Annotated in this window: 15 protein-coding genes; 4 read left to right on the forward strand and 11 right to left on the reverse strand. The window is 40.6% G+C overall.

The features are described from left to right. Positions 1-27: 27 nt before the first annotated feature. Positions 28-1707: a L,D-transpeptidase family protein gene (locus ACXIUD_RS06170; protein WP_458051750.1), complete on the forward strand. Its 1680-nt coding sequence runs from the start codon at positions 28-30 to the stop codon at positions 1705-1707. Positions 1708-1974: 267 nt separating this feature from the next. On the opposite strand, the gene ACXIUD_RS06175 is transcribed toward ACXIUD_RS06170, so the two are convergent. The 7 genes from ACXIUD_RS06175 to ACXIUD_RS06205 form a co-directional block, all read right to left on the reverse strand. Next, positions 1975-2433: a CBS domain-containing protein gene (locus ACXIUD_RS06175; protein ID WP_458051751.1), complete on the reverse strand. Its 459-nt coding sequence runs from the start codon at positions 2431-2433 to the stop codon at positions 1975-1977. 177 nt (positions 2434-2610) lie between these two features. After that, positions 2611-3345: a copper homeostasis protein CutC gene (locus ACXIUD_RS06180; RefSeq protein WP_458051752.1), complete on the reverse strand. Its 735-nt coding sequence runs from the start codon at positions 3343-3345 to the stop codon at positions 2611-2613. Further along, on the reverse strand, positions 3345-4331 hold the full coding sequence (locus ACXIUD_RS06185; RefSeq protein ID WP_458051753.1) for a N(4)-(beta-N-acetylglucosaminyl)-L-asparaginase: 987 nt from the start codon (positions 4329-4331) through the stop codon (positions 3345-3347). Before ACXIUD_RS06185 ends, ACXIUD_RS06180 begins: the two co-directional genes overlap by 1 nt. Before the next feature lie 833 nt (positions 4332-5164). Further along, positions 5165-6133 carry an MlaD family protein gene (locus tag ACXIUD_RS06190; RefSeq protein WP_458051754.1) on the reverse strand — a complete coding sequence of 323 codons (969 nt, stop codon included), beginning with the start codon at positions 6131-6133 and terminating at the stop codon, positions 5165-5167. Beyond that, a complete protein-coding gene (locus tag ACXIUD_RS06195) occupies positions 6133-6894 on the reverse strand; it encodes an ABC transporter ATP-binding protein (protein WP_458051755.1) in 762 nt (253 codons plus the stop codon). The genes ACXIUD_RS06190 and ACXIUD_RS06195 overlap by 1 nt, the downstream gene beginning before the upstream one ends. Next, entirely contained in the window at positions 6887-7684 is a 798-nt protein-coding gene (locus ACXIUD_RS06200) for an MlaE family ABC transporter permease (RefSeq protein WP_458051756.1), read from the reverse strand. The genes ACXIUD_RS06195 and ACXIUD_RS06200 overlap by 8 nt, the downstream gene beginning before the upstream one ends. A 20-nt stretch (positions 7685-7704) precedes the next feature. Beyond that, a complete protein-coding gene (locus ACXIUD_RS06205; RefSeq protein WP_458051757.1) occupies positions 7705-8073 on the reverse strand; it encodes a response regulator in 369 nt (122 codons plus the stop codon). Between the two features lie 396 nt (positions 8074-8469). Here ACXIUD_RS06205 and ACXIUD_RS06210 point away from each other — a divergent pair, with 396 nt between their 5' ends. Beyond that, positions 8470-9843 (forward strand): TIGR00341 family protein, encoded by a 1374-nt coding sequence (locus ACXIUD_RS06210; protein ID WP_458051758.1) that lies wholly within the window; start codon positions 8470-8472, stop codon positions 9841-9843. A 1-nt stretch (position 9844) separates the two neighbouring features. Next, positions 9845-10300 carry a YciI family protein gene (locus ACXIUD_RS06215; RefSeq protein ID WP_458051759.1) on the forward strand — a complete coding sequence of 152 codons (456 nt, stop codon included), beginning with the start codon at positions 9845-9847 and terminating at the stop codon, positions 10298-10300. A gap of 12 nt (positions 10301-10312) precedes the next feature. Here the strand turns inward: ACXIUD_RS06215 and ACXIUD_RS06220 are convergent, their stop codons facing one another. The 4 genes from ACXIUD_RS06220 to ACXIUD_RS06235 all read right to left on the reverse strand — a co-directional run bounded on the left by ACXIUD_RS06220 (position 10313) and on the right by ACXIUD_RS06235 (position 16090). Further along, entirely contained in the window at positions 10313-11815 is a 1503-nt protein-coding gene (locus tag ACXIUD_RS06220) for a M20/M25/M40 family metallo-hydrolase (protein ID WP_458051760.1), read from the reverse strand. Positions 11816-11987: 172 nt separating this feature from the next. Continuing rightward, on the reverse strand, positions 11988-12662 hold the full coding sequence (locus ACXIUD_RS06225) for a hypothetical protein (protein WP_458051761.1): 675 nt from the start codon (positions 12660-12662) through the stop codon (positions 11988-11990). Positions 12663-13243: 581 nt separating this feature from the next. After that, positions 13244-13879, reverse strand: coding sequence for a hypothetical protein (locus tag ACXIUD_RS06230; protein WP_458051762.1), 636 nt, complete (start codon positions 13877-13879; stop codon positions 13244-13246). Between the two features lie 114 nt (positions 13880-13993). Next, complete coding sequence (locus ACXIUD_RS06235; protein ID WP_458051763.1) at positions 13994-16090, reverse strand: hypothetical protein; 2097 nt, start codon at positions 16088-16090, stop codon at positions 13994-13996. Positions 16091-16257: 167 nt separating this feature from the next. Between ACXIUD_RS06235 and ACXIUD_RS06240 the strand changes: the two genes are divergently transcribed. Further along, complete coding sequence (locus ACXIUD_RS06240) at positions 16258-17160, forward strand: helix-turn-helix transcriptional regulator (RefSeq protein WP_458051764.1); 903 nt, start codon at positions 16258-16260, stop codon at positions 17158-17160. Positions 17161-17177 lie beyond the last annotated feature (17 nt).

Below are 17177 nucleotides of genomic sequence, written 5' to 3' on the forward strand. Positions count from 1 at the left end.
CAAATCTTGGTATCAAAATATTCAACTATGAGGAAATTGATTATATTCCTGTTTTTGATCACGCATCAGTTGACCCACGGTCAACAAGTGATGAATGTACCTCCATCCCAAGATTTATTGATTCGGCAATTGATTGAATCCACGCAAACGGAGACCAAAAGAAGGGTTTCCGGAAGATTGCTATATAGTTCAGTTGTCATCCAAAACTTCTATCAAGACCGAAACTTTGAATTCGCCTGGTCCAATGGTCAAAAACTGTATGAAATCGCTTACGAAATGCGCTATGAAATACAGCAGGCCAAATTTGATGGACTCAATCCTTTTGATTATCACTTAGATGCTATCAACACCTTATTTGAGCAGCTTGAAAATCAACAAAAATCAGGGATTGCACCCGACCCTTTAGTCTTGGCATCAGCTGATATTTTATTGACAGATGCATTTATTCTCCTGTCTTCTCATTTGTATTTGGGAAAAGTAGATCCAGAAAGTTTGAAAACAACCTGGAATATTCAGCGAAACGCTCCCGAATTAAAAATTGACCAGCGTTTAAGTGATGCTTTGACCAAAGGAAGTATCCGAAAAAGTCTGGAAGAGCTCTATCCCCAATTAAGCATATACAAACGCATGCGTGAAGGATTGAGGGAAACTTTCGATTTTGAGCAGAAGGCTAGGCAGTCCAATGTTAACTCCTGGAAAGCTTTGAAGGCTGATAAATCCATAAAAGTAGGAGACAGTCATGCAGCAATTCCTGAAATCAGGCAGCGATTGCAGTTTTGGGGCTTTTTAAAAGTATCTAATCCTGTAGAAAATGAACGCTTATATGATTCATTGCTTATCCCAGCCGTAATGCGTATGCAACAACGGTTTGGAATGGAAGCAGACGGAGTGATTGGACAAGGCACATTGCATGCACTGAATCAAAGCCCGGAAGCATTGGTGCAAACTGCCGCCATCAATCTTGAGCGCTTACGTTGGCTTCCGCACGAAGTAAAAGAACAGGAACTTATTATAGTGAATACCGCCAATTTCCAATTGGATTACCTTGTTAATCGGGATACCTTACTGAGTTCAAAGGTAATTGTAGGAAAGTCTTACCACTCCACACCACAATTCAATGCAGAAATGTCTTATCTGGTGTTTAGCCCCACATGGACGGTACCAACATCCATTACCAGAAATGAAATCATTCCGGCTGTCAAGCGCAACAATAATTACCTTCAGGAAAAAAATATGAAGGTACTGACGAGTTCAGGTTCTGTTGTGGATCCCACTACTATAGATTGGTCAAAAGTAAACCCAAGGAATTTTCCGTACACGATCAGACAAGAGCCCGGTCAGCAAAATTCCTTGGGATTGGTAAAATTTATGTTTCCCAATAAATACTCGGTATATATCCACGATACTCCCAGTAGAAGCTTATTTGCCAGAGAAGACCGTGCGCTCTCTCATGGCTGTATCCGCATTCAAAAGCCCTTTGAGTTAGCCAAAATACTCCTTGCTCATGATGAATCTTGGACGGATGACCGCATCCGGCTCGCAATGAATCAAACGACTGAACGAACCGTAACACTCAATCGTAAGATTCCTGTGGTTATTTTATACCTGACCTACTGGGCCAACTCGCGAGGAGAGTATTTTTTCCGAAGAGATATCTATAATCGCGATCAGGAAATCTGGGCTGCCTTGAGAGAGATTAGGAATTAAGGATTAAGAATGAATAATGAGGTTTCAAGAGATCCTAGACTTAATACTGTTTCATCCTGAAAATACATGACAGTTTTTTTAAGAATAATGCTCGTATTTACAAGCCACCAAATATATCGCCGATAGGTATATCAACTTATATCGCGGTAGCATATTTCATTATCTATACCTCATAATCTCTCCATTTCTTTCTTTTGTCTTGATTCTTGGCTCTTGTTTCTTGTTTCTTTATCTTTCATCCTTCATCTCTCTTCATTCATCCTTACACTACCAAGTAGTTGCCTGCAACTTAGGGAATGCACGGATTACATCAGATAGGGAAATTTGCCCTACCAAGAACCCATCCTGAAGGACGGGAAACCTTCTAATTTTTAACTCCAAAAACTTTTGAGCAGCATCAAATAAGGTCATATCCGGTGACATCGTGATGACGTCTTTTGTCATATGCTCTTCTACCAAGCCTGGAAACTTAGGAGTATTGGAATATTTTCCTTTGATAATCTCTTTCAAACAGTCCACTTCCGAAATGATCCCAACCAAATGACCTAAATTATCTACCACCGGTGCTCCAGATATTTTGCGTTTGGTCAACATATCCAATACGTGATCAATTGAATCACTTGGCTTGAAGGTGACGAGATTGGTACTCATGTGGTCTTTGACTAAAATGGGGGCGGTAGATTTTTTACTTTCTACTATGCGCACACCTTGAAAACTTTTTACCATAGTTGTAGGGGTTAAATTGAACCAAATAAATTACGGAAAAAATATCAAAAATAAAAATAATCAAGCTGCCAATATTAAAAACTAAAAATTAGCATATAAATCGAGTTTTTAACAAAGCATTCTTTGTCTTACCTGTACATTTATCCATATTTTCTTTGGACAAGAAAATTCAGGAATTTACTGCATGGCTTGAATAAACTGCTGTACAAGCGCAGGATCTACGCTCAACACTTGGTGATATCGTTCTTCTGGAATTGAAAAACTCATCCCCTCTTTTTTAAAAAGAGACTGCGATGCTCTGATCATTTTGCAGGAAGCATGAATTTCTCTTAACAAGCCCAACCACTTGAGTTCGGCAGCATGCTCTGGCTTGGATCCTCCTCCTGGCATGAGGGTCAGTTGAGGTGAAGCTAATTGGATGAGCTCTTTTAAAACCTCCCATCCTTCACTCACCGAAGGTTTGCCTCCCGAGGATAAGATTCGATGGAAACCAAGTTTTTGAATCTCGTTCAAGGAATCAGTTAGATTAGGGGTTAGGTCAAACGCCCGATGAAAGGTACAGGGCTTTCCATTAGCCGCTGTAACAAGTCTTGCGTTCTTTTGAAAATCAACCTGAGCTTCTTCATCCAAGACGCCAAAAACAAAGCCATCTGCTCCTAATTTATCCAATAAATGAATATCCCTTTCCATTACCTCTATTTCTTCATTGGAGTAGATAAAGTCTCCACCTCTAGGCCGGATCATCACAAAAATAGGTATGTTCACTTTACTCTTGAGAAACTGAAGCATACCCGCAGACGGGGTTGTTCCCCCTTCTGCAAAATCTGAACAAAGTTCAAGTCTATGAGCTCCAACGCCAGCTGCCGTCATCGCAGCCTCCACGGTGTAAACAGGAATCTCCAATATGGCCATTAGATAGCAAACGTTGAGTTTTTGAGTACCTTTTCTTGGCTATGATGCAAGGCATAGGTAAAGCCTTGACGGAGTGCATAGGCCCCGTATTCACCTTCTTTATTGATGGCTAAAAATCCTACCTGTAAATTATCTAGATCTTTTCTGTTTTTAGCGATCAGACGTCTGACAGCCTCCTCACATGCTTCTTGGGGTGTTCTCCCCTGTCGCATCAATTCCACAATCAGAAAGGAGCCACAAATCCGTATAATAGACTCTCCAAGGCCTGTGGCAGTCGCTGCTCCTACTTCATCGTCAACAAACAAACCTGCCCCTATAATCGGGCTGTCTCCTACCCTTCCGTGCATCTTATAGGCAAGCCCTGATGTAGTACAGGAACCAGCCATTTTCCCATCAGCTCCCAAGGCAATCATGCCAATGGTATCGTGATTTTCGATATTAATGATGGGCTTATATTGTGCATTTACTTTCCAATCTTCAAAAGCTTTCGCAGCCTTGGGACTCAAAGCCTCTGATTCTAAAGGAAAACCCTGAGCAATTGCAAACTGACGGGCTCCCTCCCCTGCAAGCATCACATGTGGTGTTTCATCCATTACTTTTCGGGCCACAGCAATCGGATGTTTGATTTGCCTGAGAAAAGCTACCGATCCGCAAGATCCATCCCCCTTCATGATGGATGCATCCAGAGTGGGGATTCCTTCCCTGTCAGGCAGTCCTTGAAGCCCTACGGATAGGTTATCCATATCAAGCTCTGTTACTTTCACTCCTTCCTCTACTGCATCGACTACAGATGATGTTTGCTCCAATACTTCCCAAGCTCGATCATTGGCCGGCATGCCATGATCCCAAGTTGCCAAGATAAGCGGCTTGAATTTTTCGGAGTTAGAAAGCTGTTCCGATGATGTGCATGCTTGAAACACACTCACAGGAAGCAAAGCCGAACTTGCTACCAGACTTTTCTTAATAAATACTCTTCTGCTTGACATAATAGAGGAATTAATAACTTCCGAAAATATCCAAAAAAATCAGAAAGACTTTAAAGTTATTTAAAATTTTTATGAAAGGAGTGAACAGTGGGAAGTGAACAGTGAACAGTGGAAGGAAGAATGAAAAATTAGGAATGAGAAATTAGGAATGCTTGTGTGCTGAGCGTAGTCGAAGCAAGGAATGAAAAATTAAGAATGCTTGTGCTGAGCGTAGTCGAAGCAAAGAATGAAAAATGATGTGCAACTATCGTCTGTGGGTTTTAACCCACGACTTCAATTGAATCTTGGAGACAAGATTTATTTGAATTTCTAAAGAATCCACCAAATCAATTGCCGTGGCTTTTAAGCCCAGGCATTGGAAGAGTAATGAATAGTGGGAAGTCAACAGTGCTTAGTGAATAGTGAGCAGTTAATAGTGAACCATGAGAAGTTATTAGTGGTCCACAGCTAACTGTCCACAGCTCGATTTTGATTGAAATACGATTCTTCTTTTTTTCTAGCGGAAACCTTGCTTGGTACATGGTACTTGGTACTATTACAGTGATTAGTTTTTAAAAATAACTAGACATTGTTCAAATGAATGGTGCATTAGCTCGTAGGATAGGAAAACTTTTCCAAAGTTTCAAACTTTGGAAAAGTTAACTCCTGAACTAAAATTATGATTGATTGGCATGGTTAACACCAATTCATCCTTGATCCTTCATACTTTTTCATTCCCAAGAAAAAACCCGGCAGGTGTCAAAAATCTGCCGGGTCTGTCAATACATTGTTCACTCTGCACTGTCAACTGTTCACTGCTAACTACTCACTTTGCACTATTCACTCTCCACTGTCTAATTCCCTTCTGCTTTGGCTTTTCGTTTGAAGCCTTTTCGGAATGGCCAGGTGTACTCCAAGGCTTCTAAGCCTCTGTTAAGATTTGCGGAGGAACTGTCGATATTGACCAGTGTATTTTTGAGGGTGCTGGCAAATACTTCATCATTGAGAATCATGCCTGCTGTATTATTCTTATCGTTGAGTTTGGCTGTAATATCGTTCAGATTATCAGTTAGCTTTTGCGCATTACTTGCAGTTGCCTGAAGTTCTTTTAAAGAACTCTGAATATCTGCATAGATGGTCTTATCGGTAGTCAGGTCATGGAACAGATTACCTTCCTTATTCAGGTTGGAGGTAAATTTATTCATCTCATTGATCATGCGATTAGAGTTGGTCGCAGCCCTATCGAGATTGGTGATAATGCTCTTAAAGTTTTCACCGAGCAGGCTATCTGTCATCACTGTACCGACGATTCCTTGTCCCTGCGCAATTTTTGTTGTCAATACTTTCAGATTTTCGGTAATGGTTACCAAGTTTTTATTGTTTTCCTGAAGAGTTTCCATCATTCTGTCGGTATCCAAGGGCATTTCGGACATCAAGCGATCACCATCTTCTACAGCAGGTGCCAGCGTAGTTCCTCCGTAGATAACAATGATTTTATTCCCTATCAGACCGTCTGAACCTATGGTAGCCTTTGAGTCCTTGCGGATATAATCTCTCACCTTGGACTCTACATTCATGATAATTTCCACTTGGGAATCTCCATAAAAGTTGATTCGTCGAACAGTACCGATTTTTACACCGGAAAACCACACGTTATTTCCTGTCTGTAAACCGGCGATATCATCAAAAACGGCATTGAGGGAAATGCTTTTTACAAATTTCTTCTGCTGACCACCCAAGGTCAAAACACCAGCAACAAAGATGATGATGCCAATCAATACGAAAATGCCTACGATGACTGACTTTTTATTATCGTTTCTCATTAGTTAATGAAGTTATAATCATAGAATGACTGAATATTTTCGTCTTTGGCATTGTGGAATACTTCCTCAAAACCTCCAACTGCTTTAAATTTCCCCTCAATCAGGACTGCCATGCGATCCCCTGTCTGCTTGGCGCAAGTAAGGTCGTGGGTGATCACGATTGAAGTGGTTTGATAACGCTCCTGAACCTCGTTGATCAGGTTGTTGATATCGATACAGGTAATTGGGTCCAAACCTGCCGTAGGTTCATCATAGAGCATAATTTCCGGATTCAAAATTAAGGTACGGGCAATTCCGATCCTTTTCTTCTGACCACCGGATAACTCGGATGGCATTTGATTGATTGTTTTGGCAAGCCCTACGGAATCCAATAAATCTTCCACACGCATATCGATTTCCTTTCGGGTCAGATTTTTCACATTTCTGACCAATGGAAACTCTAGGTTTTCCCTTACGGTCATGGAGTCATACAAGGCAGATGCCTGGAAGGAAAAGCCTATCCGCAGACGCAAAGCATTCAGTTCTTTGAGGCTAAGTCCATAGGTATCTTTTCCAAAGATTCTGATGGTACCCTCATCCTGCGTCAACAATCCTACCAAAATTTTGATCAATACAGATTTTCCGGTACCGGACCTACCAAGCACCACCAAGTTTTCTCCCTTGTACAAATCCAAATCCACCCCTCTCAAGACATGGTTTTCATCAAAAGACTTGTATAGCCCTCTGATTTCAATCACCGATTCTGAACTTTGTTTAGGCATATCTGATAGCGTTTACGATTTGCAAAGCCAACAACTCTTCGATAAAAATCAAAAACATAGACATGACCACAGATGAATTGGCAGCTTGCCCTACTCCTTCAGTTCCTTTGGTAGATGTGTAGCCTTTATAACAACCAACGATTCCGATGGTGAAACCAAACACTAAGGACTTGATAACCGAAGAAAAGATATCCAAAAAGGATATCGCTTCAAAAACCTGCACAAAAAAGGTAGAAAGGGAGACCAATTCATTTTGGTTGACATTGACAAAGGAACCCATCAAGGCTACAAAGTCTGTATACATCACCAAAATCGGTATCATTAGGGTAGTTGCCAATACCCGTGTGACCACCAAGTATTTGAAAGGATTGATTGCAGACACTTCCATGGCATCAATCTGTTCGGTCACTTTCATGGAGGCGATCTCAGCACCGATACTGGAACCTACTTTTCCCGCAGCAATCAATGCAGTCACCAAAGGACCCATGGCTCGTACTATCGCGATAGATATCAAAGCAGGAAGCCATGACGTAGCCCCAAATTCAGCTAAAGAAGGTCGGGATTGATTGGTAAACACAATCCCAATGATAAAACCCGTCAGAGAAATCAGGGGCAAAGAGCGATAGCCTATCTCGTAACATTGACGAAGGATTTCCCTGAATTCATAGGGAGGAAACCAGACCTCTTTAAAAAAGCGCTTTACAAATGAAAATGCGTTGTAAAGGCCCAGAAAAAATTTATCCAGCTTTTTTGATAAAACAGGCTTTTTATCGTTGGTTAAGTTTATCATAAATTTTTTTAAGAGTCCTTTTAAAGGCCAAGGATTTCGGCCATAATATCATTCTTCAAAGGTTTAACTAAAAAACCTGAAACCATGTTATAATGTGTGCTGGTTTCAATGTCATCTGGGTCAACCGAGGAAGTGAGCATTTTAACCTCTATCCTTTTATTCAGTGCTTTGAGTCTATCCAAAAACTCCCATCCTTTCATCTCTGGCATATTGACATCCAAGATTAGTAGATCTGCTTCATTATTTTCCAACCACTCCAATGCATTATACGGATTTTCAAAAAACTGTAAGTTTAAATCTTCCTTCAATCGAAGCATATTTTTCCGGTTGATCATATGCTGGATTTTATCATCGTCTACAAAAACAATTGTTTGGATTGATTTACTCATACCTGGGGTTAAAATTTAGTTTATGAAAATTATGCTTCTCCCACATTCCCATGAAGCAATATAAGAAAGATAGCACCTCCTCCTTTACAAATATAAAAACTTAATGTGGGGTGAGCGCAAATTTTTATGTCTTTTAACTTTTAGTCTAGTCTAATTTATTTAGTCGTATCAAATTTAGATGAGGCTAAAAGACTTTTAAAAATCTTTAAATCTGATAGTTAGGACAACTGAAAGGCTGTACTACTTTAAAATCCTATCGAACAAAATTAGATTCTTCGTACCAGAAAAAATTGCAGTCAAGTACTAGGAAATACTTCGATTTTTGGGCTCCCCTACTTCCATGTTCTGAGGATTTCATTTTTTTTGAGTAGTTTGCTTACCAAAATAACTACATACATGAATTCAAAAAGTAAGGCTTTTGGACTCCGAAATAAAATCATGAGTGCCCTGCTCTTTTTCCGTGACCGCTTTGACCTGCACGAAGGAAAAGAAGACGAATTAGAGACGATTGATTACATTCGGAAAAACATAGAGTTCCGCGGTGCCAACCTCTGGATTTTGATCTTTGCGATCTTTGTAGCTTCCGTAGGATTGAATGTAAACTCTACTGCTGTCATCATCGGTGCCATGTTAATTTCACCTCTGATGGGCCCCATCATGGGGATCGGAATGGCTGCCGGTATCAATGATTTTGAGCTCCTCCAAAAGTCTTTCAAAAACCTGGGAATAGCCGTCCTGATTTCCATCATTACGAGTACGATTTACTTTTCCTTTACACCGCTCAACGATGCCCAATCCGAATTACTTGCCCGTACGGAACCAACTATCTGGGATGTGTTGATTGCTCTTTTTGGAGGCTTGGCTGGAATTGTAGCTGGCTCAAGAAAAGAGAAAAGCAATGCTATCCCGGGCGTGGCAATTGCAACGGCTTTGATGCCTCCACTCTGTACAGCAGGATATGGCTTGGCCACAGGAAATCTCTATTTCTTCTTTGGTGCATTTTACCTGTTTTTTATCAATAGTGTTTTCATCTCACTTTCCACCTATTTGATTGTTCGGTTTATGAATTTCCCCAAAAAGGAATTCCTAGATCCAAAAAGGGAAAAAACAGTAAAAACGTATATTACCATCTTTACAATTTTAACCATTGTACCAAGTGTTTACTTGGCCTACAATATTGTTAAACGAACTATTTGGGAAAAATCGGCCAATCAGTTCATCAGCATGGAATTTGATCTTCCAAGAACACAAGTCTTAAATTCCAATTTGGTCTTTGCTTCTGATAGCAGTTTTATTGAAGTTAGTCTGATTGGAGAACGTATTTCGGATGAAACGATTGTTCAATTGGAGAAAAAACTGGCTAATCTTAACCTTCGAGATACTTACCTACGGATTAGACAAAGTGGAGACAATGCTGACATGAATTTGCTTCGCTCGGATATTTTGAAGGATTTATACGAGCGAAATGAAACACTCATTCAAGATAAAGACAGAAGGATCGCCCTTTTGGAAAGAGAATTGTCCGAGTTTGGCAAGAATTATCAACAGGTCATGGATATAGCTCAGGAAGCCAAAATCAATCATCCTGAATTAGAAAACTTCTCCATGAACCGCTCGGTGGTAGCAGATTTGACGACCAACCAAAAAGACACCATCATGATGGCTTTTGCCAAGTTTAAATCAAGGCCAAGCAATCAAGAACTTAAAAAACTGGAAGAATGGCTTAAACTACGTTCAAAAGCTGACACTCTTTCGTTGATCATTCAATAATATGAAACAAATTTACTTCGTACTTCTCCTCCTCTTCGGATGGAGTATACCCCTACTAGCTCAAGATGCCTCGTACGATGAATCCCTAGCCAAATCACTCCAAGCAGATGCTTACGGAATGAAAACCTATGTAATGGCCATCTTGCTTGCAGGTGATCGTGTACAGGAATACAGTCCTGAACAGCGGGCCGAAATACAAAAAGGACACATGGCCAACATCAACCGCTTGGCTGAAGAGGGCAAATTGATTCTTGCAGGTCCTTTTATTGACGGAAATGAGAAACGGGGCATATTCCTTTTCAATGTAGCCACAAAAGAAGAAGCGGAGGACTTGACTAATACCGATCCAGCCATCCAAGCAGGTGTCCTTAAAATGGAACTGATTGAATGGTATGCTTCGGCAGCACTTCAATTGATCCCCGATACCCATAAAAAAATCCAGAAAAGCAGCTTTTAACTGGAATTCCTCTTATTTCCCGAAAGCATAAGCCAAACCTACTCTAAAATTGCGGTTATACACTTCCAAATCTGGACGTGTTTCCAGACTGAAAGGTTTTGTTAAGGCATTTCTCCAATCAAATGTCATGGTGAATTTACTCACTTGGAAACCAAATTGTAAATTCAGTCCCCATTCCTGATCGGGAAACTCCCAAGCTGGCCCAACAAAATCAATACCGGCAAATTCTGGTAATCCTTGACTTAAGTGATGACGAAAATAAGCCCCAGCTCCTACAAAAGCCTTTGCAACTCCATCATCAGATGGACCTGTTGTCAGACGGATTAACGCTGGTATAGTTAAAGAATACCTTCTCAACCTATCCTCTTCAAAATAAGGAGTGGTGCTTCCGTTGGAATCAATCAACGAGCTCACTACCAATTGAAGATTATTCGTCATATTCCAGCTTCCGTACAGGCCCGCCTCCCAAGCAAATATTCCGTTGGCTCGGAAAGACTCCTGCGTATGACGGTTATGGGAATTCCCCAGCCCTATCTGTGCACCAAACTGAAGCGCTTTACCTGCCACCACTTTTTCAGGGCTAAAGGTTGGAGCAGGCTCCAATTGAGCTGCGCTAGCCATTTCTAAGGTAAGCGCTGTCAAAAACTGTGTGATTTGAGCCATCCCTTCATAATCCAACAAATCCGGGGTATCCTCGGGTTTGTGATACGGAGAGATCAATCCAGTAAAGGCATGGATGGCAGGGATTCCGATTTTCCCAAAAGGCCAGGTATCCGTACGCATTTCAATGGTAGCATCCATTTTTTTGATGGTCAAAGGCTGCTTCGCTTGCGCACGTGCCATCAGACCCTGTGCATCAGCCAAAGTCTCCCATCCTTTCAACTCCAAACCCTTAGCTTTTCCCAACATCCCGATCATATCCAAGCTAAACATGGCTTTGATGGCCGAGTTATCAAAAGGTTTATCTGCTTTAACAAAGCGATCTGCTCCTATCAAACCGGATTCCTCCGCATCAAAAGCGATAAATACCAGGGTACGCTTGGGTTGCTCAGCTCCTGTCAGCACCAATCGGGCAATTTCCAACATGCCTGCTACTCCAGATGCATTATCATCTGCTCCAGGAAAGTTTCGCTTGGTTCCCGAAGGTAAAATTTCATATCCCAAGTGATCATAATGCGCCCCCACTACGATGATTTCTTTGGAAAGTACCGGGTCCGAACCGGGAATCATTCCTACAATATTTTTACCGTTGACTTGTACGAGTTGGACTTTGTAGGGGAATTCGTGTAAGAATGAGCCATTCTGAAAAGGCTGCAAACCTATTTCCTGCATTTGTTGCTCGATGTAGGCAGCTGCTTTGGCATGTCCTGATGTTCCGAGTCCCCTACCCTCCAGCGAGTCGGAAGCTAAAATCTGTACATGTCGTTCCAGTCGTTGGGTGAGGTTTTCTTGGGCTTGCAGTGAAAAGGTAGTCAAGAAAAAGAAGAGCAAAATTGAGGCGTAGCTATTTCGCATAGAAAATTGAGTTGAGATTAAATCTTGATACGGGAAAGATTAGGAAAGGTTAAAGTTGATTTAACTAATCGATCAATAAACGAAATTTCACGGATTAACGAAATTCAAATACTTATTCGGGACGAACTTTAACAATCATACACTTAATAAAATAAAGTATTGATCTGTAAATTTACCGCATCCAGATTGGCCCTTCAAATGGAAACTCAAATACTTTCCATTCGTGCTTTTGGCATTTGTTGAAAATTGCAAAAGCCTTGGAGAGTAATTGCTTATCCGTAACTCTATCTAAAGTATCCATGCATGCATCGAAATCCTGAATATTACGATATAATTCTGCTAGTAAAAGAAACTCATGTTCAGATACCGGTTTAAGCAGTTGTATCAAGACCATACAATTTTCTTTCCAAGTCAATTGATGCTCTTCATTCGGGAAATTTTCTGACGACAACAAAGGTTCATTAAGTAACCATAGGAGTCGTTGACGCAAATAGACTTCTTCTTGAGGGGTTCGAAAGCATTTTTCATGAAGCGCTTCCATTAATCCTTCTTTGTCTAAATGAAAAGCATAGGTGCCATGCAGACGGAAAAAAACCGATTTATTGATAGCGAGCTGATCAGTTGGCTCATCTTCAATTTTATCTAGCAACAATATCTCATCCAACCAGAAAATCTGACTACAATGTCCACAGCGGGTAACCAAAACAATACGTGGTAAATACGGGCCTTTGACCAGTCCATCAGAATAATAGCGAGCTCCTATTCCGTTGGCTGAAGTGACCCTCTCCTGTAATACTGCTCCAGAGCAATGAGGACAAAAATATACATTCGTATCACCTAGTAGCATAAGAAGTTATTTAAGGTGGTAAGCTCTCTTGACTTTAAAATTTATTTCAGCAGCTTCCGCAAATTATAAACGACCAAAAATATACCAAGGACCAATAAGAATAGATACCAAAATATTGCAAAAAGCCCCATAGTTATTTCTATTTGTGTGACTAGTACGAATATAGTAGAAATTGATTTTAGATTTAAATTATGCTCGCAGAAAGCGCATAAGACTCGGAAATAAGGTTGAAATATACATCGTAAAATAAATTGAAATAAGGTCTCATGGAGATATTGGGATAACTTGTCCCGACCCTCGGGATTGCGCTTCTCGAAATTTGTAATTTCGGGAAACAGATAATTGGGATTTGTAATCCCATATTCGGGACCATCAGCTTATCCATAATCCTGTTTTGATCTCCTCATGTCATTCAAAAAATTCATCTGGTGTAGACCTTCATTTTGAATTTCTAATACATTAATTATGAGCGGTCCACAGATTACTCAGATTTGCACAGATGGGAATGAGGGAATGTTGCGGTCGTGGCGTTTGCCTTGGCGGGCGTGGCGTGAACTACTGCTTTTGGGATCAACCACGAATCACCAACAAGTCTTCAATAGAGCCATCATTTGCTCATCGGCTTTGGCATAGGCCGAGCGGATGCTGAGATTCCCATACAAGCATCGAATGTATTCTAGTGCAAATACTTTTTGCGAAACAAACGCTTTAATTTCCGTAGCAAGCTGCAAGGATTGATGGACTTTGGCACTTCCCTCAAACTCAAAGGGAATGGAACAAATAAACTCTGACGTAATATTTTCAATGCTAAAAAATTCCGCAATAGCCCGATAATGTGCAGTTCCGGTATATCCTCCCAATGCAGTAACTACAATCAATGTCCCTTTTAGCCCTTTCAGATGTTCTTTGAGAGCTAATGACAGGGTGGTTTTAGGAATGAGATCTTTCTTTAGAAATTTTCTTTCCCCAAGAAAAAAATAGGCTGATTCAGGAACTTCATATGGAAAGAACGTTTGTACTGAATGGAATGCAGCAGGATTTTCATCATTGATCACCGTGATCGAATCTACGGTCAAATCCTGTGCATGATTGACAAACATTCGTGTTGCAGCAGAACCTAGTACGATGATATGTTTCGCGTTGTGAACCCCTTCTTTCAGCACTAGCGGGCTTAGAGCCAAAACCGGCAAAACTTTTACAAAATCTCTTCTTTTCATACAGCAAATATTTACTCACTCCAAGGCAAGACATATCTTTCCAGCAAAATCTTTACTGAAAGAACGTTCTAACCAACCCTTATAACTTATTCCTTGTGTCATGTCACTTACCTCTCAAGCTTCTTCCCTATCAATCCTATTCAAAGTCAAACCCCAACCGTCCCTTAGTGGTCTGGAAATTGAATGATTTTCAAGGGCAAATACCTGTGCTTTCAGATGATTTCTGTAGAATAGGTAATCCCCATCGTCGATTAACCCATTGAAATCAAAATTGACAGCATGGATTTTGGCCATTTCGAGAATAGCTCCCTTACGCATTTGGCTGTGGTCACTCAAGTAATCGGCCATGTGCAGCAACCAAACCTTTTGTTCAACCAGTATTTTTTCCGCCAATTCATTGGACTTTAAAATCCAAGCTTCTGCTTCTTGGGTTAATTGATTCGATTCGTCGTGAAGAAAATATTTGGTATCAGGTGCTTTGGTATCAAAGGCTGCTGGAATGCCTCCCATTCCTGCCTCTTTCAACATTCTAGTGATAAATGCAGTGGCTTTCTTGATGTCGTCCACTGCCCCTGTGGTCACATTTTCTTCACCGAAAATCAATCGCTCAGCCGCTAAACCTCCTAAAAGCAAGGCCAATCGATTGATGATTTCCTTTTTGGAAATGTATTTCCATTGGAATTTTGAAAAGACAAAACCTCCCGTTCCAACCTCAGCGGTTTGGGAAACCACAATTTCTGGAATCGTTCGAAGCAAAACCGTCGAAAGGATGGCATGACCTGCTTCATGAACTGCAGAAATGGCCTGAAGATCATCTTTTTTACTTTTTCTCAATTCTTCCAACACCAATTGTTGTTCGAAGACTAAAGTGTGGATGATACTTTCCCCAAGGTGATAATTGACTTGGATTGTGTTTTCTGAGGTTTTCACGATCACATGGGAAACTTTCAGATTTTTTAAAATCATTTCTGTGATGATTCTTCCCAGTTTTGAATGGAGTAATTGGTGTATTGTGGTAAATAAGGGCCTGGTACCCTGTGTGGGATATACTGCCTCTTTATAGATCAACTCATGGATCGAAGTATCGAATTGAAGTTTTAACCCTTGGTTAAGGAATACCTTTTCTTCAATCTTCGTCAGTTCCAAAGCAATGATTTTTTGAAAAGATGCCTTACTGAAAGCTGGATAAATGATATGATGGTTACCTAATCGAGCAATCTGCTCATTTCGAAAGCGCTTCTGCAAAGCTTTTTTTATATGGGGGACGGTAATTTGTAAGGATTGATCATGAAATTCATCCGCATCCATGTCCGGACTGAAGTTATGGCTCATGGTGTAAGCCTCATCCAAATTACCCATGACAACTATCAATCCTTTGGAACAGTCCACCGTCTTGGGACTATTTCCTAAATCGAAGATTTCGGTCAAAAAAGATACCGTTTCATAGCCATCCATCGTCAATAATTTCTCCTCCAAATCAAACCTTGTGGCAAAGCGTTCTTTGGCCAAAGAAAAAATAGTATCAAGTTCTTTGGGAGGTACAAATAACACCTCATCTGTCGCTACATAGTTATTTTTCCCATCATCACTATTCCTTTTATATTCATTGAGGACATCCATTTTTTTTAAATAGAATTCAATCCCTTCTACCACCTTCCCCTTGGAAACACGAACACCCTTTGACAGCAAAAAACGAAGTTGTCTGATCAGGTCAAATAAATTATTAATATGATAATCAATTTTGGAAATTTTGAATTTCCCAGTATCCAACAATTGCCAGATCAGCCGTGAAGGGCTTCTTTGTTTTTCTCCTCCAAGATCATCTAAAGTCCTAGCATGCTGAAATTCATCTAAAGACAAAATGATAGGATAGCCGTTGACATTTGCAAAAATATTCTCAAGGGTGCGTTGAATATTCCACTCTCTAAACTCGGATTCTCCAAGATCGAAAGAAAAATATTTTGGCTCCATGGCTATCAATTGAACCAATCGGTTCACCAAAGAAGATTTTCCAACGCCCGTCAATCCCCATAAATTGATTATAACTGGTTTTTCCTGGATTTCGGGAAATAAATACCAAGAGCTTATCGCATTTACAACTTCCTCTATTACCTGATCAATCCCTACAAATTCAGATTTCAATGTTTCTTTGGCTTGCTGAAGAATAGCTTGTTTTTCTAAGAGCTCTTTTTGTCTTTTTAGTAAGTCCATGTGCAGATCTTTTTGTTTTGGCTCAAAACTATACTGGCACTCCGCCAAAGAATGACTGAGCTCAAAAAAAAATGATCAAATTTCAGGAGCGCCCCAGTAAAAAATAAATCCCTAAAAAAACGTACCCTCAGCCATCTTTTGGCAAAGCCTATCCCTATCTTTAGGTTATGAGCAAGTTAGCATCCCTTATCCGACAAACTGAAATCATCAAACTGGCCAAAAGAAAAGCGTTTGACTGGGAGACTTTGGACAGGCATTTGGAGCGAAAAGAAGAGGAATTAGACCATAAACTCCGGATTTCCAAAAGAACATTCAGCCGTGACTTAACAGAAATAGCTTCCCTCTTTGGTATTGATATTTCCTTTGACTTCAAAACTGGCCTATACAGCATTGTTCCTGAGGATAGTAGCGAAGAAAACACCCAGTTACTGGAAGCTTTTGACATGCTTCAGGTCTTTGGTCAGCAAAGAAAAACCCCTTCCTATCTGCTTTTTGAACAGCGAAAGGCCAAAGGAACGGAACACCTTACGCCTATCTTGGCAGCCATTCAAAAACAAAAGCTGCTGCAGATCCACTATGAAAAGTATTGGATGGGACAGCTTCAAGATAGAATCCTAAAGCCATTGGCCCTCAAAGAATTCAAACAGCGCTGGTACCTGCTTGCCTTGGATGAAAAAGACAAATTCAAGGTCTTTGGTTTGGACAGGGTACGCAACTTGGAGATTCTTCAAGAAAGCTATCAAGTGGCAAAAACCATGGACTTTGAGCGCTATTTCCAGGATGTTTTTGGTATCATCAATAGTCCTGGGAATCCTGTGGAAGAGGTGGTGCTCACCTTTACGGAATTCAAAGGCCGCTATATCAAATCCCTTCCCTTGCATCCCAGTCAGGAAATTTTGGTAGATGATGGGCAGATCCTCACTATCCGCCTACAAGTAAAAATAGAATACGAACTGATTGCTGAAATACTTTCCCATGGAGATGAGGTCAGAGTGGATGCACCAGAGCGATTGAAGGAGGCGGTGAGGAAGAAGGCGGAACATATGTTAAAGGGCATTTTGGCAATTTAAAAAAGTAACATTCATGG

It is taken from the genome of Mongoliitalea sp., from assembly GCF_054166905.1.